We start from the raw sequence: 19,503 nt of genomic DNA on the forward strand, positions 1-19,503 counted from the left end.
GGGGACCTGTCTCCACACTAGCTGCTGCTTCGCCGCGACGGCGCAGCAGCAGGGTCTGCCGACTAGCTGCGGAGCCTGCTAACGGCCTCGCTGATCGGCCCGTCAAACAAAACATTTCCCTGCTCCAGCAGGACACCGCGGGCGCAGATCCGGGAGACCAGGTCCAGGTCGTGGCTGACGACGACGAGCGTCTTGCCCCGTTCTGCCAGCTCCTGGATCTTGCCGATGCACTTGCGCTGGAACGGTTCGTCGCCCACGGCGAGGATTTCATCGATCAGGAAGACCTCGGGATCCGTGTGGACGGCCACGGAGAATGCCAGCCGCAGGTACATTCCCGAAGAGTAGAACCTGACTTCGGTGTCAATGAACTCGCCGATCTCCGCGAACTCGACGATCGCGTCGAAACGGTCATTGACCTCCTGTTCAGTCATCCCCAGGATGGCACCGTTCAGGTAGACGTTGTCACGGCCGGAAAGGTCGTGGTGGAAGCCTGCGCCGACTTCGATGAGCCCGGCGACCCGTCCCCGGGTCCGTACGGTGCCGGAATCGGGGAGCATCACACCCGAGATGTGCTTCAGAAGCGTGGATTTACCCGACCCGTTGAGGCCAAGCAGTGCCACGGTCTCCCCCGCCTCGACGTCCAGTGACACGTCTTTAAGGGCATGGAATTTCTTGGAAAGATCGCCCCTCCTGCCCTTGGCCAGCCACACAACGGTTTCTTTGATGGAACGGGTATGACGGAGGACAAACTGCTTGCTGATGCCGGAAACTTCGATTGCGTTGGCCACTCAGAGCTCCTGTGCGAAGCGGCCCTCGAGCCGCCGGAAAGTGATTTGCCCCAGGACCAGGACAAGGAACGAGATGACCAGGCCCACCGGAAGCCACAGGCTGAAAAGGTCGGGCGGCATGGGTGAGGAACCGTTCGTCGTCGGGAACCAGAACGCATAGTGGAAGAGCTCGACACCGACCGTGATCGGGTTGGCTTGATAGACCGCGAACGCGACGTCCCCCAGCTGTCGCTGCACCATGGTCCACGCATACAGCACGGGTGAGGCCCACGTGGCGATCATCAGGAGCATGTCCACGATGTTCTCCGAGTCGCGGTAGTACACGTTTGCGGCACCGAAGAGCAGCCCCAGTCCGGCGGCCAGCAGCGCCACGATGGTGAACCCTGCAATCGCCGCAAGCAACTCGAACAATCCGGGGTGCCAGCCGGTAAAGATGCAGGCGATCACCAGAACCACGATCTGCGGGAAGAAGTGCACCGCCGAGACCCACACGGACGCGATCGGGAAGAGCTCCCGAGGGAGATAGATCTTCTTGATCAGGTTCCCGTTGTGCACGATCGACCGCGCAGCATTTCCCAGCGCCTCGGTGAAGAAGTTGATCAGGATGATGCCGGAGAACAGGTACACCGCGTAATTGTTCAGACCGTCCGGATTCCGGGGGCTCTTCTCGAGTCCCAGGAACACGCCCAAGGCGATGTAGAAGACGATGAACTGGACGCCGGGCTTGACGTAGGACCACAGGAGTCCCAAAACAGAACCCCTGTAGCGGACCTTGAGTTCCTTGCGGACCAGCAGTTTCAGCAGAAATCTCGAGCGGGCCACGTCGGCAAGACCTCTGCCAAGCCCCGGTTGTACCAGTTCCTGGGTGGTGGAACTCATCTACCGTCCCTGTCCCCGCTGTTGGCGTCGAACGTCTTCTTCCACGCATCCATGGAGGTGATCTCGGCGAGGGCGCCGCGATACTCCTGCTTCAGGGCGGGCCACCTGCGCAGCACCTCGCCGTAAACCTTCAGCCCTTCGGCCATGAGTTTGCGGACCCGGCTGGGATCCCGCTTGTACCAGGACGCAGCGGTCCCCTCGGCATTGGATACCAGGGCGCTGTCGAACTGCGACACCCGCCACCACTTGTTGTCCTGATGCGCCACGAGGGTCTCGGGATGAGATTTGCTGGACTCCGAGACCGGGAAACCTACTTGCCGGACCACTGTCTTCGCCACCCACGGCAGAAGCTGCAGATAGGACGGCACCGAGACACCTTTACCGCGGCGGGGAACCTTCGTCGACCTCACAGACGGGAAATCGTCAAAGCTCGGCTTGAACTGCGCCTCGGAAAACTGCTGCGCCATGGCCCGGATCTCCGGCAGCTTGGTGGGCAGCATGTCATGCAGGCCGGCCGGTCCCCGAAGCAGGTCCTTCATGGCCTCGATCCGGCCCTGGACGGTGTAGTACTGCATTGAAATGTTGTGCTTGAGGTCCAGCTTGATCGAGTTTTCCACGAGGCCGCCGCCGAACTCGTACGGGCTGTGCAGCAGCGCGTAAATGAAGCGGTTCCGGGTGTGGAAGTACGACTGCCACCCCACGAGGTCGTCCTTGTCGATCCAGGAAACGTGCCAGACGGCCGAACCGGGCAGGGAGACTGTGTTGAAGCCGGCGGCCTTCGCGCGGACGCCGTATTCGGTGTCATCCCATTTGATGAACACGGGCAGGGACAGACCGATCTCTCGGATGACTTCGGTAGGGATCATGCACATCCACCAGCCGTTGTAATCCACGTCCACGCGCCGGTGCATCCACGGAGTGTCCCGCAGGTTCCGCTGCGCGAAGTTGTGGCGCATTTCCTGGTCGGAGTTCGGTTCGGCGGGGCCGATGATGTACGGGTTGACCACCTCGCCGAGGGTGTGGAGGACGTTCCGGTCGTGGAGGTCGAACATGTGGCCTCCCACCAGGGTGGGCTTCTTGCAGTAATCCGCAAAGATGCCCAGCCGGGTGATGCTTTCAGGTTCGATAACGACGTCGTCGTCCAGCAGCAGGACGTAGTCGCTGTTGTTTTCCACGGCCTCGTACATGCCGCGGGCGAAGCCGCCCGATCCGCCGAGGTTGTTCTGGTCGATGATGCGGAGCTTGCCGCCGAGCGCACTCTCGACCTCGGCGAAACCGTCGGCTTCCGCCACTTTTTCGGTGCCTTGGTCGACGACGATGACCTCTTTGACCTGCTCCAGCGCCTCGGGATGCTGTCCCAGGATGCGGAGGTTGTTGATGCAGTAGGCCGTCTTGTTCAGGGTAGTGATTTCGAGGGTAATCGAGCCGGTCAGCCGTCGCTGCGCGTTGGCCTGCCATTCCGCTCCGACAAACTGCATCGCGTCAGTTCCGGCGGTCACGTCGAACCAGTACCAGCCGCCGTCGCCGAAGGGGGCCAGAGACAGGTTGAACTCCGTCTGGGCGTCGCCGACGACCCTTTTGGTCTCCACATGCTGCAGCGAACCGCGGGCGTTGGAGCGGTAGACGCTGACAGTGCCGCGTCCGGAGGTCCGCACGTTGAGGCGGATCTCTTCCACCGTCGTCCAGCGACGCCAGTAGCTTGCGGCGAAGGCGTTGAAGTAGGTGCCGAAGGAGATGCGTTCGCCCGCGCGCACTGAGGCGCTGGTCCGTGACGTCACGTCGTCGGGGTGGGCAGCCCGCGGTGCGTTCAGGACCTTGATCGGAGTTTTCGTCCGGCCAAGCCCGGACAATTCCGAGGAGACATCGGAGCTGCTGCTGACCACTCCGGAGTCCATGTAGAGCGGAAGCGTCTCAAGCCCGCGCTCCCCCGGGAGTATGACGCGCTGGACGGTCTGCCAGCCGGCGTCGTTCCCTGCTGCGGCCGGGACGGTCTCCTTAACTTGCTGGTCTCCGCTCACGCGTCCACTCCTCCGCTTTCAATTTGGGCGCCGGCCTCGAAGTGGGGGCGGATCGTGTTGTCGAACATGGTCAGGGCGGACCCGATGGCCATATGCATGTCCAGGTACTTGTACGTGCCGAGGCGTCCGCCGAACAGGACGTCCTTCTCGGCGGCCGCGAGGTCGCGGTATTTGAGCAGGCGTTCGCGGTCCGCAGCCGTGTTGATGGGGTAGTAGGGCTCGTCGCCCTTCTCCGCGGCGCGGGAGAACTCGCGCATGATGACGGTCTGTTCCGTTTGGTAGTCCCGCTCCGGGTGGAAGTGGCGCGGCTCGATGATGCGGGTGTAGGCCACATCGGCGTCGTTGTAGTTCACCACGGACGTTCCCTGGAAATCGCCGACGTCGAGCACTTCTTCCTCGAAGTCGATGGTGCGCCAGGAAAGATCGCCCTCGGCGAAATCAAAGTAGCGGTCCACGGGGCCGGTGTAGACGACGGGGATGTTTCCGACGACCTTGTTCTTGCTGTACTCGTGCGACTCGTCAAAGAAGTCGGTGTTCAGCCGGACCTCGATGTTCGGGTGTTCCGCCATCTTCTCGATCCACGCGGTGTAACCGTTGGTCGGCAGGCCCTCGTACTTGTCGTTGAAGTAGCGGTTGTCGTAGTTGTAGCGCACCGGGAGGCGCGAGATGATGCCTGCGGGCAGGTCCTTGGGATCCGTCTGCCACTGCTTGCCGGTGTAGTGCTTGATAAACGCCTCGTACAGCGGACGTCCGATGAGCTGGATGCCCTTGTCGTTCAGGTTCTGCGGGTCGGTACCGGCGAGTTCGCCGGCCTGTTCCTTGATCAGTTCCTGCGCCTGGCCGGGAGTCAGGTTGGCTCGGAAGAACTGGTTGATCGTTGCCAGGTTGATGGGCAGGGAGTAAACCTCGCCCTTGTGGACGCCGTACACCTTGTGCACGTAGTTGGTGAATGTCGTGAAACGGTTGACGTACTCCCAGACACGCTCGTTCGACGTGTGGAAGAGGTGCGCGCCGTAACGGTGCACTTCGATGCCGGTCTGTTCGTCCTTCTCGCTGTAAGCATTGCCGCCGATGTGGTGGCGGCGGTCGATGACAACGACCTTCAAGCCCAGCTCCGTGGCGGCCTGTTCTGCGATTGTCAGGCCGAAAAAGCCTGAGCCTACGATGACAAGGTCAGCGGTCACAAAATCTCCTGGTTCGAATGTGGGCAGCCCAACGTTGTGCATTGTCTGCTGGTCCAGCCTACCCGAGACAAGGCCCGAACCCGCGAATCGGGGTCCCCGGCCGGGCACGCCGCAGGCCCCGCAATTTGATTGTTCTCCGAGGTCAGCACCGCTTTCCACATAGCAGCATTTCCCTGTCGCCAGCCACCGCAGCCAAGCCCTAGCGTTGGATCCAAGCGGCGCCGCGGGAAAGGACCCTCAGCCGATGATGCTGCACTGCTCCCTCGTTCCGGCGCCGGGATCTTCCCTCCCTTCCGGCGTTCTGGAATTAGCCATCGAGGTGCCGCCCACGTGCCCCGGGCCGGAGCTGCAGTCGGCCATCTCCCGGCGCTACCGGACCGGGGAGCTGACCGTGGACCGCGTTCCGGTCGCTGCATGCACCGTCGGCGAGCGCCCCCTCGTCCACGGCGCGGTCTTGGTGGACGGGGCAGTGCCGACGGGGGGCGCAGTACTGACGGGCGGCGCGGTGCCGCTCGTGCTCGCCGTGCACAGCGGGCCGGGCGCCGGCCTGATCGTTCCCCTGCGGCGAGGCCGGTTCCGGATCGGACGCGGCGGCACGGAGATCGACATTCCGGACCCCGAGTTATCCCACGAACATGCGCAACTGGACGTCTCCGACTCCGCCGTCACCCTCCTCGACCTCGGCAGCGCCAACGGGATCACCGTCGACGGCCGGAAGGTGCAGGCGGCCACCATATCTACCGACGCCCTGATCGGGTGCGGGGGTTCGTCGATGTCGCTGGTTTTCGGTGCGCCGCTGGACTCCGGCGCCCTGCGCTCCGCCGGTTCCGACGTTTCGGCGCCTCTCGTGGTCAGCAACCCTGCGGCGAACAGCAACAGGGCGGCGCTCTTCCTGGCGGCCGGACTGCCCCTGGCCATCGGGACCGGCCTGGCCGCTGTGACCGGAATGTGGATTTTCCTGGCCTTCACCGCCGTCTCCGCGGTGTCGGTCCTGGTGCCGGTCGTGTCCGGCAGACGGCAACGCCGCGAACTCAGGGCGGCCGTCGCGGCGGCCGTCCTCGCGGACACGGATCGACGGCGGCGGGCCGCACCGTCCGCGGGCGAATTGTCCCTGCGGGGTTTGTCCGCGGCACCCGGCCCCGGCGAGGTTTCCACGACGCCGGGCCCTGTCTGGTTGCGGCTCGGACAGGCACAGAGCGCCGCGAACATCCGGCTGGAACCGCCGGACCCGGGTTTCCGGCCACCATCGCTGGGTATGGTCCCCGTAACTCTGGACCCGGCGACGGCGGTGACGAGCCTCCGCGGCCCGGAACCTGCTGTCGCCGGGCTGCTCAGATCTTTCGTGCTGCAGCTTGCCTCCTACCCCGCGGCACTGCGGACCAGGATCCTCATTCATGGGCCTACCCCTTGGCTCCTGCCGGCACGCTTCCTGGCCACGGCAACTCTCTCGGCGCATGAGGCCACTACCTTGGAAATTCTCGCGGACTGCCCGGACGGGGACTTTGAGCGCGGGCTGCTGATCATTGCTGACGCTACCGCCTCCCGAACACTGCGCGCGGTGGCGGCCGGCCGCGGCTGGCAGGTGGTCGACTGCACCGGCGAACCGGACGCCGGCGCGGCAATCACCCTCACTGAGCGCACCGGACGGCTTTCAACCGCCCGCTCCTCGCTGGAGTTCACTCCCGATCTTGTTCCGGCCGGCGTCTTCGACCGCAACTGCCGCCGCCTTGGGGCCAGGGCACCCTTGTCGGCTCCCCGGACGGGAATCCCGGGCGCTTGCCCACTCAGCGGGCTTCTCCCGTTTTCAGCGCGGGACATTTCCCGGCGCTGGAGCGGCTCGGCAGGCACGCCGGGGCTTCGGGTGGTGGTCGGCGTCGGACGTTCCGGTCCTCTGCAGCTGGATCTGCAGGCGGACGGTCCCCACGTCCTCGTGGCGGGCACCACAGGTTCAGGCAAATCAGAGTTCCTCCGGACCCTGGCGGCTGCGCTGGCGGCCGCCCATTCCCCCGGGCGGGTCAATCTGCTGTTCATTGATTTCAAGGGCGGCTCCGGCCTGCGGCCGCTGGCCGGTCTCGCCCACTGCGTTGGGCTCCTCACGGACCTCGATACGCCTGAGGTGGCGCGCACCCTGGTCTCCCTGGCGGCCGAAGTGCGCCGCCGGGAGGAACTCCTGGCCGCGTTCCGGGCCGCCGACCTCACGGCCTACGAGTTGCTTGATCCATCCGGGCCGCCGCTGCCCCGCCTGGTCCTCATCATCGACGAATTCAGGATGCTCGTGGACGAGGCCCCTGCTGCCCTGGCCGAGCTTATGCGGATTGCCGCCATCGGCCGCTCCCTCGGCGTGCACCTCGTGATGGCAACCCAGCGTCCCCAAGGCGCCGTGTCTGCCGATATCCGTGCGAACGTGACCAGCTGCATCGCTTTGAGGGTCCAATCGGACATGGAGTCCCTCGACGTCATCAATTCCCGGGTGGCGGCAGGCATCCCGATCACCCGCCCCGGGCGCGCCTACCTGGTCCGCGGAAACGGGGAGCCGGAGGAGTTTCAGACGGCCACCGTCACCCCACCCGGGCAAGGGACAGCCCTCGGCCCGCATGTGATGGAGGTGATGGAATTCCTCAACCGCCGGACAGCGGACCGGTCCACCCTCCCGGCGGAAGACCCCGCTGCACCATTCGCGTCAGCGGCGGCCCGGCTGACCGACGAAGTACGCGCCCTCTGGGCGTCGTCAGGCGGCGGCCCCCTGCGACGGCCGGTAGCAGCGCCCCTCCCCAAGCAGCCGGCCTTTCCCGTGGATGGTCGCCTCGACCGGATCAGGCTCGGGCTGTTGGACATCCCCGAAGAGCAACGGGTCACTGAGTTCGGGTGGGTTCCGGGCACACACGGCCATCTGGGACTGATCTCGGGCAGCACCGGCGGTAGCGACGCCGCGCTGCGGCTCATCGTGGATCAGCTCCTGAGCTGCGGGGACGAATCCCACCTGTATCTGCTGGACGCTGCCGGTGCGTTCAGCGCTGCGGTCACCTCGCCCAGGGTGGGGGCCGTTGTGGGCCTGCACGAACTCCGCCGGGCCGTGCGCGTCCTGGAGCGGATCTCGGAAGAAATGACCCGGCGCCTTAGCGCCGCGGACACGACCCACGCACCCGCGCTCGTCCTCGCACTGTGCGGCTGGGGAACGTGGGTATCGTCGATTCGGGCCAGCCCCTTGGCCTGGGCCGAGGACATCGTCCAGGACCTGATGCGCGACGGCGCCAGGGCCGCGATCACGGTGCTTGTGGCAGGTGAACGCGAGCTGGTGACCGCACGGTTCTTCGCCGCGATCCCCAACCGGATCTTCCTGCCTGCCGGATCGACGGACGAGGCCCTGCTCGCCTGGCCGCGGCTGCCCGACATCGACGCCGCCGCGGGCCGCGTGGTGGTTCTTGGGCCCGTGTCGCCTGCTGCCTCTACTGAGGGTCACGTGGGACAGCTCTTCGGGACCCTGCCCCCTGCCCTCCGGGACGGGGCTGTGACACCGGGGACCCGGCCCTTCCGGGTCGAGCCTCTCCCCGGGCTGGTTTCGGTCGCTGACGTCCGATCCCGGGCACCAGGCCGTCCTCCCCCGCCCGGCCCCCTGTGGCTTGGAGTCGGAGGCGACGAGCTCCTCCCGGCAGGCATTCACCTGCCTCGGGGCGCTGTCCTCGCCGTCCTCGGCGGCCACGCCTCCGGAAAGAGCTCGCTGCTTCGCGCCCTACCCGGCCTCAACCCTGAAGTCAGCTGGGTTCACGCTCCGCCCGTCACGGATCCGGAGCGGCACTGGTCCAGGACCCACGACGCCGCGCTCGCCGGCACACTGGATCCGGCAGCGGTTCTCTTGGCGGACGACCTCGATCTGCAGTCGTCCGAAACCAACAGCCGGCTGCTCCTGTTGAACAGCCTCGGATGGCGGGTGGTCCTCACGGCCGGCTACAACCCGGGCATCCGGCAACGTGTTCCACTGGTTCAGAACGCGGCCGCCCAGGGGCGGGGCGTGTTGATCGCACCGCGGGGACTAATGGACGGAGAACTGTTTGGAGTCCGGTACGAACCCGAGCCGAGTCCTCCGCCGGGGCGCGCGGTCGTGATTGCGGATGGGCGCTCCCGGGTGGTCCAGCTGGCGTTCGATCCTGCGGCAGACCTCAGCGGGTGAGGACCGTGAGGCGCGGGTTACAGGGCGGGAGGAGCTCCACCGGGGCGTGATGCGAACGCGATGACGCGTTTGTCAAACAGCAGCACGATGGCGAGGGCCGCCGGCACCAGCATGGCCAGGCCCGCCAGAGGGTATCCGCCCGACATAGTGGGAAAGCCGATGGTAAGGGTGAAGAGCTGCGCCACCAGCGCACCTGCCCGCGGCCACCGGTATCCGCGGAACAGGAAGGTGGCCACCGCAAAGAGCCAGGCGGAGAAGGCCACCAGGAGCACCATGGTGAACACCGCACCCCAGAAGGAGAGCACCGGGGCGCCGGTCAGCAGCTGGCTTCCGTACCAGATGGCCGCAACCAGCAGCGCCGCCGCCTCCAGCGCCACGACGATCGCAATCACCAGGATGCCGGCGGGCCGGGCGGGAATGCCGGGGCCTGCAGGAACAGGCTCGGAGGGGTTTTCAGAGGCTCTTGACACACTGGCACAGTACCGGACATAGTCGTCTAAATGTGAGGGCGCCGCCTGCTGATGTGATGCATCGCTCACGATCCCGAGGCATATTGAAGCGGGTTATCCCTTGTTTACGCAGCGTTAACATGACACGCTTTAAACCAGATGACCGAGGGGGCCCCAGAGGGCCCCTTTCTTATGAAGCCTCTAGTGAATAGTTTCACAAAGGCATTTAACGAGTGCCCAGGAAATGGAGTGACTGATAAGCATGGATTGGCGTAACCGCGCAGCGTGCCTTGACAAGGACCCGGAACTTTTCTTCCCCGTAGGAAACACCGGCCCTGCCCTCCTGCAGATCGAGGAAGCCAAAAGTGTGTGCCGGCGTTGCCCTGTTGTCGACACCTGCCTGCAGTGGGCGCTGGAGTCCGGCCAGGACGCCGGCGTCTGGGGCGGCATGAGCGAAGACGAACGCCGCGCCCTGAAGCGCCGCGCGGCCCGGGCCCGCCGCGCCTCCTAGGACCGGGTTCCTGACGCCGGCGCACCCGGCGGTTCGCTGGCAGCGACAGGACAGCAATGGCCGCAGACCTCAGTCTGCGGCCATTCGCGGTTTAACCGCCGCTAAACCCTGCGGCCGGCTACCGTTTGGCCAGGCTCAGGACAATCTGGACGGCCGTGCCGCCGCCTTCCCTGGCCTTCCACTGAATAGTCCCGCCCAGTTCGCTCATCACGAGGGTGCGCACGATCTGCAGGCCGAGGCCCTCCACATACGGTGTGGCCGGGATGCCAACGCCGTCATCCGCGACGGTCACGGTGAGCAGCTCTTCGCTGTCCTCGCTTTCGGAGCGGTCCGCGATCAGCCAGACAGTTCCGGTCCGGCCCTCGAGACCGTGCTCGACGGCGTTCGTCACCAGCTCGTTGATCACCAGTGCCAGCGGGGTGGCAAAATCGCTGGGCAGCTCGCCGAAGAGTCCCGAACGCGCCGTCTTCACCTGCTGCGACGGGGAGGCGACCTCGGCCGAGAGCCGGAACTGGCGGCCAATGAGCTCATCGAAGTCGACGCTCTGGGTGAGGCCCTGCGACAGCGTCTCGTGCACAAGGGCAATGGTGGCCACCCGTCGCATCGCCTGCTCAAGTCCCTGCTTGGCCTCATCGCTGACCATGCGCCGTGACTGCATCCGCAGCAGCGCAGCCACGGTCTGCAGATTGTTCTTCACCCGGTGGTGGATCTCGCGGATCGTGGCGTCCTTGGTGACGAGTTCCATCTCCCGCCGCCGCAGCTCGGAGACATCACGGCACAGCACCAGGGCACCGAAGCGCTGCTGTTCGTCACGCAGGGGAATCGCCCGCAGCGACAGGCTGACGCCGCGGGACTCGATTTCGCTGCGCCACGGCATGCGCCCCGTAACAACGAGCGGCAGGGTCTCATCCACCATGCGGCGGTCCTTGAGCAGTCCTGCGGTCACTTCGGCCAGGCTCCTGCCCTCAAGCGACTCGCCGTCGCCCAGCCGGCGGAACGCTGAGACTCCGTTGGGGCTGGCGTATTGGACGATGCCCTCGGCGTCGAGCCTGATGAGACCGTCACCGACGCGGGGCGCGCCGCGCCGGGAACCCGTGGGCGAGGCGAAGTCCGGCCACAGCCCGAGCGTCCCCATCCGCAGCAGATCGTAGGCGCACTGCCGGTAGGTCAGCTCAAGCCGTGACGGCATCCGGGAGCTGGAAAGGTCCATGTGGGTCGTCACGATCGCCAGCGTCCGGCCGTTGCGGACCATCGGCACAGCCTCGACCCGGAGGGCCATGTCGCTGCTCCAGTTGGTCTCGTTGGAGCGCTCGATCGTGCGGCTCTCCCATGCCTTGTCGACCAGGGGCTTCAGGTCCGAGCGGATCCCCTCCCCCACGAAGTCGGCATGAAACACCGTGTGCGTGGTGGAGGGGCGGACGTGGGCCAGCGCCACGTAGCCGAACTCCGGGTGCGGAAACCACAGCGCCAGGTCCGCGAACGCCAGGTCCGCGACCATCTGCCAGTCGCCGACGAGGAGGTGCAGCCACTCGGCATCCCCCGGCCCGAAATCAGCGTGCTCCCTGATGGGGTCCGTAAAGATTGCCACTACACCTCCAGTTGCGACGCCGGCAGTTGGCTAGCGTCGGACGATTGACCTCAAGAGCCTCAATGCTACCGACAGCGAGGCCATGTCATCGGCCTCGAGGGCGTTCACTTCGTCAAACATGCTCTTCGCCCTGCCCAGCTGCTCAACATTCTGGCTCTCCCAGGCCGCGAGCCGTTCCTCCGCGGGCATTCCCGGAGTGGTCGCCTCCAGCACCGCCGTCGTCATATCCGAGACGGTTGAGTAGAGATCGTCACGGAGGGCGGCGCGGGCCAGGGCCTGCCAGCGGTCCTCCCTGGGCAGCTTTGTGATGCGCTCAAGCAGGGAGTCGGCATGGAACCGGTTGAACACCGTGTAGTAGACGTGTGCGATGTTCTCGACGGGTTCCGGGCTGACGTGCACAATCTTGGCGATGTCCAGCAGCACGAAGCTCTCGAACAGTTCCGCCCAGCGGTGGGCCAGGTCCTCGGGGAGTTCCCAGCCGCGCGCCTTTTCGAGCCATTCGGTCACCCGGGCACGGTCGTCGCCGCGCAGGTAATCCAGCAGGCGTGCCCGCATCGGATCCATCAGCGGCTTGAACTCGCCCACGATCTCGGCAATGGGCCGGGCCGCGTTGCCCTGGCTCAGGACCCAGCGCACGGCCCGGTCCAGGAGCCGGCGGATGTCCAGGTGGACGGTGCTCCAGTGTTCCGTCGGGAAGGACGCGGGCAGCTCGTTGAGTTCCCCGACCATGATGTCCAGTTCGTAGACTTCACGGAGCGCCACGAACGCCTTGGCGACGGCGGCCTCGGTGGCCGAGGTCTCCTCCATGGCGCGGAACGCAAAGGTGATCCCGCCCATGTTGATCATGTCGTTCGCCACGACGGTCGCGATGATCTCGCGCCGCAGCGGGTGGGTGTCTAGTTCGGCGTCGAACCTGTCCCGCAGCTGCTGCGGGAAGTAGGCCCGCAGGGTATCCCGGAACCACGGATCTTCGGCCAGGTCGCTGTCCCGCAGCGCCGAGGCGAGTTCGATCTTGGCGTAGGCGGCCAGCACGGACAATTCGGGCGAGGTCAGGCCCTGGCCCTGTTCAAGCCGCTCCCGCAGCGTGTCCGTGGTCGGCAGGGCTTCAAGGTCCCGCTTCAGCCCGGCGTGGGTCTCCAGCCAGTCCATCAACCGTTCGTAGCTGGGGCTCCATTCGGAAACCCGCATCCGGTCGTTGAGCAGCAGGATGTTCTGGTCAATGTTGTCCTCGAGCACCAGGCGGCCGACTTCGTCGGTCATCGAGGCCAGGAACTCCGAGCGCTCCGCAGGATCCAGCTTGCCTGCGGCGACCATCCGGTCCACGAAGATCTTGATGTTGACCTCATGGTCGGAGCAGTCGACGCCGGCGGAGTTGTCGATCGCGTCGGTGTTCAGGATGACGCCCTGGAGGGCGGCCTCAATGCGGCCCCGCTGCGTCATGCCCAGGTTGCCGCCTTCACCGACCACCTTCACACGCAGTTCCCGCCCGTCGACGCGGATCGAGTCATTGGCCTTGTCGCCGACCACGGCATTCGTTTCCGTGCTGGCCTTGACGTACGTGCCAATGCCGCCGTTGTACAGCAGGTCGGCGGGGGCAAGCAGGATCGCGCGCAACAGTTCGGGCGGGCTGAGCCGGGTGGTTCCGTCGGGCAGCCCGAGCGCGGACCGGACCTGGGCCGAAACCGGGATGGACTTCGCCTGGCGGGCAAACACACCCCCGCCTTCGCTGATCAGTTCCTTGTTGTAGTCGTCCCAGGAGGAACGGGGCAGCTCGAAAAGGCGTTGGCGCTCGGCGAAGGAGACGGCCTCGTCCGGGGTGGGGTCCAGGAAGATGTGCCGGTGGTCGAAGGCCGCGAGCAGGCGGATGTGCTTCGAGAGCAGCATGCCGTTGCCGAACACGTCGCCTGACATGTCGCCGACGCCGACCACCGTGAAGGGCTCGGACTGCGTGTCCAGGTCCAGCTCGCTGAAGTGGCGCTTGACCGACTCCCAGGCACCGCGGGCGGTGATGCCCATGGCCTTGTGGTCGTAGCCGACCGAGCCGCCGGAGGCGAAGGCGTCTCCCAGCCAGAAACCGTACTCCGCGGCCAGGCCGTTGGCGATGTCCGAGAATGACGCCGTCCCCTTGTCGGCCGCGACCACGAGGTAGGAATCGTCGTCGTCATGCCGTACGACGTCGGCGGGCGGCACCAGCCGCTCGCCTTCCGGCGACGTGACGAGGTTGTCGGTGACATCCAGGAGGCCGCGGATGAACGTTTTGTAGCTTTCGACGCCCTCGGCCATCCAGGCGCTGCGGTCCGCGGCGGGATCCGGTAGCTGCTTGGCGTAGAACCCGCCCTTGGCCCCGGTGGGCACGATCACGGCGTTTTTGACCGTCTGGGCCTTGACCAGGCCAAGGATTTCCGTGCGGAAATCCTCGCGGCGGTCAGACCAGCGCAGGCCGCCGCGGGCCACCTTGCCGAATCGCAGGTGCACACCCTCGACGCGGGGCGAGTAGACCCAGATCTCGAACATCGGAGTGGGGAACGGGAGGCCATCGATGGCGGCCGGGTCCAGCTTGAAACTGAGGTGCGGCTTGTTCTGGTAGTAGTTGGTCCGCAGCGTCGCCAGGATCAGGTTCTTGAAGGTGCGCAGCACACGGTCGGCGTCGAGGGTTGCGACCTGTTCGATCGCCGCGTCCAGTCCGGCGAGGACCTCCTTCTGCCGGAGCCGGCGCTCGTCCTCGCCCAGCGAAGGATCGAAGCGGGCCTCGAACAGGGCGCTGAGCCCGCGGTTGACATCAGGGTTGGCCAGCAGCGTGTCAGCCAGGAACCCGTAGGAGTTGGTGTTGCCCATCTGCCGCATGTACTTGGCGTAGGCGCGCAACACAACCACCTGGCGCCAGTGCATCCCCTCGCGCAGAACCAGCCGGTCGAAGCTGTCCGATTCCACGGCGCCGGACACCGCGGCACCAAAGGAATCCGCCAGCAGCTGCCCCGTTTTGATCGGGTCCACCCCTGCCGGGTACTTCAGGCCCAGGTCGTAGAGGAAGAAGTCGCGGTGGTCCGACGTCTCGATCTCGAACGGGCGCTCGTCCAGGACCTCCAGGCCCAGGTTGTGGAAGAAAGGCAGGATCTGGCTCAGACTCTTGGGGTCCAGCATGTAGAGCTTGACCCGCGCGTCCTCTTCGAGCGTCGCACCGGCGCCCTGGGGCAGATAGACGTGGACGCCGGGCTGTTCCTCAACAGTCTCCCCGGCCCGCTCTGCGGCGGCTCCGTACTTCTCGAAGCGGGCGATGTCCTCCAGGGCATCCTCCACCTCATAGTCCACCCGGTAGGTCGCGGGGAAGGCCTCGGCCCACACGGCGGCAAGCTCCTGGGCGCCGTCGTCCTGAACGCCCTCGGCACGGGCATGCAGGACCTCGGCGATGCCCTCGCTCCACGAGCGGGCCGCCCGGACCAGGCGCTTTTCAAGGTCGTCGCTGTTGACGTTGCTGACATCGGCATTCTTGGGAAGCCGGATCCGGAAGAAGAGCCGGGCCAGGGCGGACTCCGTCATCCGCGCCTCGTAGTCGATGGACACGGCGTCGAAGGTCTCGCGCAGCTCTTCCTCGATGCGCAGGCGCACATTCGTGGTGTACCGGTCACGCGGAAGATAGACGAGGGCTGACATAAAACGTCCATAGATGTCCGGGCGGAGGAACAGTCGGGTCCGGCGCCGTTCCTGCAGCCGCTGGATACCCGTCGCGATCGCGGCCAGATCAGGGATTTCGATCTGGAACAGCTCGTCACGCGGGTAGGTTTCGAGGATGCCCAGCAGATCCTTGCCGGAGTGCGAGTCCGGCGGGAAGCCCGCGTCACTCAGGACGGCGGCGACCTTTTCGCGGACCACCGGAATGTCGCGGACGGATCCGGCGTACGCGGTGGTGGCGAAGAGCCCGATGAAGCGGCGTTCGCCGTTGACGTTGCCGGCGGCGTCGAAGCTTTTGACGCCGATGTAGTCCAGGTACGCGGAGCGGTGAACGGTGGAGCGGGAGTTGGCCTTGGTGATGACGAGGGCGCGCTTTTCGCGGGCCTTCCTCCGTCCGGCCTCGGTGAGGTGCTGGATCTGGTGCGGGGTGTCGGCTCCGCCGCGCAGCAGGCCGAGGCCGCTCTCTTCCCGGGGTTCCAGGACGTCCTCGCCGGATTCGTTCTTGAGGTCATACTCGCGGTAGCCGAGGAACGTGAAGTTCCCGTCATCCAGCCAGCGGAGCAGCTCCTGGGCCTGGCGGAGTTCGGCGATCTGCGCAGGGTTGGCCAGCTTGTCGAGGTCCTCCGCGATCTGGAGTGCCTTGTGCCGCATTTTCGGCCAGTCTTCGACGGCGGCCCGCACTCCGTCGAGCACCCGGCCGATGCCCTCCACCAGCGCCGCGCGCTTCGCGTCGTCGACGCGGTCGATTTCGACAGCGATCCAGGATTCCATGTGCGAGGCGTTGTCGCCCTGGGCGATCAGGTGCGAGAGATTCGGCATGGCCGCCGTGTCGCCACTGGAGATGCCCAGATGTGAGGGAACCCGTGCGACCTTGACGAGTTCCCCGCTCTCGCGGTTGCGGGTCACGACGAACAGCGGGTGCATCACGAGGTGGATGGGGGACTTCTGCCGGACCAGTTCGGCGTTGACCGAGTCCACGAGGAAGGGCATATCGTCGGTGACGATATAGACGACACTGCGGTCTGCCTCGTCGGCGATGGTGATGTTGGCGATACCCGGGAACCGCTGCGCCGCCGTGTCGCGGTGCGTCTGCGCCCGTGCGGCGAGCAGCTCCGCCGGGTAGGCGCGGGCATCCTCTTCAGCAAGGTGCTCGTAGTAGTCCTTCAGGTAGCCTGCTCCGGCACCGATCGAAACGGGTTGATCCTCCACGCTGGACCCAGACGACATCGACAAACGCCTCCATAAAGAAAATTCACGGCCGCTTCGTTGCGGCCCTCATGGCGAGCCTAGTCCTTTGGGCGGCGCTTCGCTGTGGAAGAAAATACAGAGGATCCGCGGTTTCGCTGGGCGGGTGCACAAACCAAGGCAGCGATACCCCGTCGGAGGGGCGAATCCGGCGCAGTCTCCAGTAAGAGGGACCCTGACAGCAGTGCCGCATCGGTCGAGACCGGATCCGCCGGGAGGAACCCCGAAACCGGGACGGCAGGGCCGTACCTCTCCCACGCATCGCGGAGTTGCCGCTCCGGGGAGCGACCTACCGCGGACTGGCGGACCTTGTTCAGCACCACCTGCGGACACACGTGCGGAACGGCCACTTCCAGCTCGGCGAGGCCACGGACCAGCCTCGGAACGCCAATCGAGTCCGCCGCCCCGACGGCGAACACCGTGTCCGCCAGCTCAAGACTCCTCAGCGTCGCGGCGTTCCGGCGCGGCGCCATGGTGTCGAAGCTCAGCTCTTCGTCGGATTCAAGGCAGAAGCCCGTATCGATGACAATAACCTCAGCTACCTGCCGGGCCCTGGCCAGCACAAGCGAAAGCGCCGCGGCGCGGAGCTCAGTCCAGCGGTCCGCACGGGTGATTCCGGTCAGCACGTGGAAAATTCCTGTTTTGGTGACCACCGGCACCGCCACCCTGAGCAGGGCCTCCCCGTCGAGAAGACCCTGGTCCGCCAGGCGGCAGGCCTGCGCGAGCCCGGCCGCCTCATCCAGCAGACCAAGCATGGCAGCAATGCTGGCACCGTAGCTGTCGGCATCCACCAACAGCACCGATTTTCCCTCGGCTGCCAGTTCTGCCGCCATGTTGGCCGCGAGCATGGTCCGGCCGGGCGAACCGGCAGGGCCCCACACGGCAATGATCCGCCCCTCGGCGGACCGCTCCGCCGCTTCCCCTGCTGTCCCGCCTGACCTTCCGGCGGCAGTGCTGCCGACGGCCTGTACGGCGTTGTCCCCCTGGCGGAGCCGCGGGTCTGCCGCCAGCAATGCGACAGCCGCTTCGATCCGGTTGGCCAGCGCCGCGGCGTCCACTCCGGTCAGTTCGGCGGCCACACCGATGCCCCGGAGCCGGGCCGTTTCCTCCGGTCTGTCGGTCAACGCAACGACGACGACGCCGACGGCGGACAGCCGGTCGACCAGCGACGCCGTCAGTTCCTCGCTGCCCTCAGCCACAACGGCGGCACGGGCCAGCCCGCCTTGGCAGGCCGCCAAGAGTTCCGCCAGTTCGCTGCACCGCCGCACCACGGATACCGGCCCGTGGAGCCGCTCGAGCCGGCCGACGAGGTCTTCGCGCGAGTCTCCGACGGTGACGACCGGGATGCTCACCGGCCCGCCCCTCCCGGGTTCCAGACCACGGAGATCTTTGCCTTGTTGGCCTGCGCTCCCAGCAGCTTCGGCATCTGCTCGTCCGCAACCAGCACCATGACGACGGTGGACCGGGCGGACCCCAGGGCGCTGCTGCCCGGCGTAATCTGGGCAATTTCTGCGCTGGGCAACAGCAGGGTGGGCTGGCTGAACCCGTTCCGGGTGTCGGGCAGTGCCACCCAGACGTCCACGCGGGAGCCCGCCACCGCCTGGGCCGGCAGTGCCTCATCGATGGTGACCGCGACCGGCTTCCGGTCCAGGCCGTCCGGCTGCCCGAAGCTCTCGCGGGGCACCAGCTGGTCCTTGCCGATTCTCTGGGCGGCAACGAGTCCTTCAGCCACACCGGTCGCCGGCGTCAGATAGTGCTGTTCGACGTCGCCCAGGCGGACCCGGACGCGGTTCAGTTTGTCCACGGTCAACGTTTCCCCCACTGCGATCGCTTCCCGTGCGGTGTACGCCTCGGCGGTCTGGTCCGCGGCTCCGACCAGGGAAATGACCCCCACAACGGAGGCGAGGACGAGCAAAATGCCAACAAGGAGCTTGGGATCTTTCCACGATGGTTTCTTCAGCCGCGCCCCGCCAGCCACCGTGCTCGCACTCATGCGCCCGCTCCCCCCGTAGTCGCCGCCCGACACTGGCCGGGCATGATCATTGTTACGCCTTCGTGCCCTGACGGGAAGCCTCGGGAACAAAGAAGTGCAAACTGTGGATAAAGGCCTCAGATGGAGCCATCGGTGGCAAAATGGTGTCATGCCCCGATTCCTGACCCTTGCCGACGTCGCAGAGCAGCTCCAGATCAATGCCCCGGCAGCTTACGCACTGGTACGCAGCGGCGAGCTGAAGGCCATCCAGGTGGGCGGACGGGGCCAGTGGCGTGTCGAGGAGAAGATGCTCGAGCAGTACATTGAGGAGCGGTATGCGGAAGCAAGCCGGATGATCGAAGAGGCCAAGTCCAAGACCCGCTGAGCCGGACGCGCCGCAGGCGGCGGTCCCGCCATTGCCCGGCTGCCTAACAGCCGGCTGCCAAGGAGCCCGGAGTCCGGGCCGACCTGATTCCCGCCAGCGCGGCTAGGGGAATGGTCGCCAGCTGCCGGACGTTGGCCGCCCTTCGCTCCTCGCCATCCCCGGTGACCGCCAAATCGAGGTAGTCGCGCCCGACCCGGTCAATCACGCCGTGGAGCGTCGTCTCCCCTGCCGGGCCACCCGAAATCAGCACCGCCAGGGCCGCGCGGTCCCGGGCCAGGCCGCGCAGGGCGCTGGCCAGGCCGAGCCGTTGCCGGACTCTGGACGGCTCGGGAACGGCCAGCCGGGAAAGTCCGAGGTAACGGACTGCCGACGCGTACGGAACCAGCACCTGATGCCGCGGTTCATCCAGCACCAGTGCCTGGCTCCCCGCGTGACTCAGAGTCCCCTCGAACGTCGACCCGGACGCCAGCCGGACCGTAATAGGCAGACCGAGCGAGCCGCGAAGCCTGTCCGCGAGCTCCACCGCCGCCTCCTCCGTCCGGGTGCGCTCCGTGATTTCCGCGTCGAGATCCAGCCGCTCTCCGGCGGCCAGTTGAGTCTCCAGATCGTCAAAGAGGGCATCCCAGCGCATGGCGTCAGCGTAGGCG

The 19,503-nt window shown here is 66.2% G+C and carries 13 protein-coding genes; 3 read left to right on the plus strand and 10 right to left on the minus strand.

Features of this window, described 5'->3' with window-relative positions; translation table 11 throughout:
• Positions 1–62: 62 nt before the first annotated feature.
• Genes AC6EUH_RS00340 through glf form a run of 4 tightly spaced genes read right to left on the minus strand, consistent with a single transcriptional unit; the run spans position 63 to position 4,869 of the window.
• Positions 63–788, minus strand: a complete 726-nt coding sequence (locus AC6EUH_RS00340; RefSeq protein ID WP_056425872.1) for an ABC transporter ATP-binding protein — start codon at positions 786–788, stop codon at positions 63–65.
• Entirely contained in the window at positions 789–1,667 is an 879-nt protein-coding gene (locus tag AC6EUH_RS00345) for an ABC transporter permease (protein WP_056425869.1), read from the minus strand.
• Positions 1,664–3,685: a glycosyltransferase gene (locus tag AC6EUH_RS00350; protein ID WP_499737491.1), complete on the minus strand. Its 2,022-nt coding sequence runs from the start codon at positions 3,683–3,685 to the stop codon at positions 1,664–1,666. Before AC6EUH_RS00350 ends, AC6EUH_RS00345 begins: the two co-directional genes overlap by 4 nt.
• On the minus strand, positions 3,682–4,869 hold the full coding sequence (gene glf / locus AC6EUH_RS00355; protein WP_056425866.1) for a UDP-galactopyranose mutase: 1,188 nt from the start codon (positions 4,867–4,869) through the stop codon (positions 3,682–3,684). The genes AC6EUH_RS00350 and glf overlap by 4 nt, the downstream gene beginning before the upstream one ends.
• Positions 4,870–5,113: 244 nt before the next feature.
• Here glf and AC6EUH_RS00360 point away from each other — a divergent pair, with 244 nt between their 5' ends.
• A complete protein-coding gene (locus tag AC6EUH_RS00360) occupies positions 5,114–9,037 on the plus strand; it encodes a type VII secretion EssC family protein (RefSeq protein WP_499737492.1) in 3,924 nt (1,307 codons plus the stop codon).
• Positions 9,038–9,054: 17 nt separating this feature from the next.
• Here AC6EUH_RS00360 and AC6EUH_RS00365 read toward each other — a convergent pair whose 3' ends face one another.
• Entirely contained in the window at positions 9,055–9,507 is a 453-nt protein-coding gene (locus AC6EUH_RS00365; protein ID WP_499737493.1) for a hypothetical protein, read from the minus strand.
• Between the two features lie 241 nt (positions 9,508–9,748).
• On the opposite strand from AC6EUH_RS00365, the gene AC6EUH_RS00370 reads away from it, so the two are divergent.
• Complete coding sequence (locus tag AC6EUH_RS00370) at positions 9,749–9,997, plus strand: WhiB family transcriptional regulator (RefSeq protein WP_003804966.1); 249 nt, start codon at positions 9,749–9,751, stop codon at positions 9,995–9,997.
• 118 nt (positions 9,998–10,115) lie between these two features.
• Here AC6EUH_RS00370 and AC6EUH_RS00375 read toward each other — a convergent pair whose 3' ends face one another.
• From AC6EUH_RS00375 to AC6EUH_RS00390, 4 genes are read right to left on the minus strand one after another with little or no spacing between them, the layout of a single operon-like run.
• A complete protein-coding gene (locus AC6EUH_RS00375) occupies positions 10,116–11,585 on the minus strand; it encodes a sensor histidine kinase (protein ID WP_056425862.1) in 1,470 nt (489 codons plus the stop codon).
• Positions 11,586–11,615: 30 nt separating this feature from the next.
• Positions 11,616–16,481 (minus strand): NAD-glutamate dehydrogenase, encoded by a 4,866-nt coding sequence (locus tag AC6EUH_RS00380; RefSeq protein ID WP_499737494.1) that lies wholly within the window; start codon positions 16,479–16,481, stop codon positions 11,616–11,618.
• Between the two features lie 59 nt (positions 16,482–16,540).
• Positions 16,541–17,851: a CpaE/TadZ family protein gene (locus tag AC6EUH_RS00385; RefSeq protein ID WP_499737495.1), complete on the minus strand. Its 1,311-nt coding sequence runs from the start codon at positions 17,849–17,851 to the stop codon at positions 16,541–16,543.
• Positions 17,848–18,492: a CpaB family protein gene (locus tag AC6EUH_RS00390; RefSeq protein ID WP_499737496.1), complete on the minus strand. Its 645-nt coding sequence runs from the start codon at positions 18,490–18,492 to the stop codon at positions 17,848–17,850. The genes AC6EUH_RS00385 and AC6EUH_RS00390 overlap by 4 nt, the downstream gene beginning before the upstream one ends.
• 148 nt (positions 18,493–18,640) lie before the next feature.
• Between AC6EUH_RS00390 and AC6EUH_RS00395 the strand changes: the two genes are divergently transcribed.
• Positions 18,641–18,856: a helix-turn-helix domain-containing protein gene (locus tag AC6EUH_RS00395; protein WP_056425852.1), complete on the plus strand. Its 216-nt coding sequence runs from the start codon at positions 18,641–18,643 to the stop codon at positions 18,854–18,856.
• A 43-nt stretch (positions 18,857–18,899) separates the two neighbouring features.
• Here AC6EUH_RS00395 and AC6EUH_RS00400 read toward each other — a convergent pair whose 3' ends face one another.
• Positions 18,900–19,487 carry a hypothetical protein gene (locus AC6EUH_RS00400; RefSeq protein ID WP_056425850.1) on the minus strand — a complete coding sequence of 196 codons (588 nt, stop codon included), beginning with the start codon at positions 19,485–19,487 and terminating at the stop codon, positions 18,900–18,902.
• Between the last annotated feature and the right edge of the window lie 16 nt (positions 19,488–19,503).

This window comes from Arthrobacter sp. 001422645 (assembly GCF_059816125.1).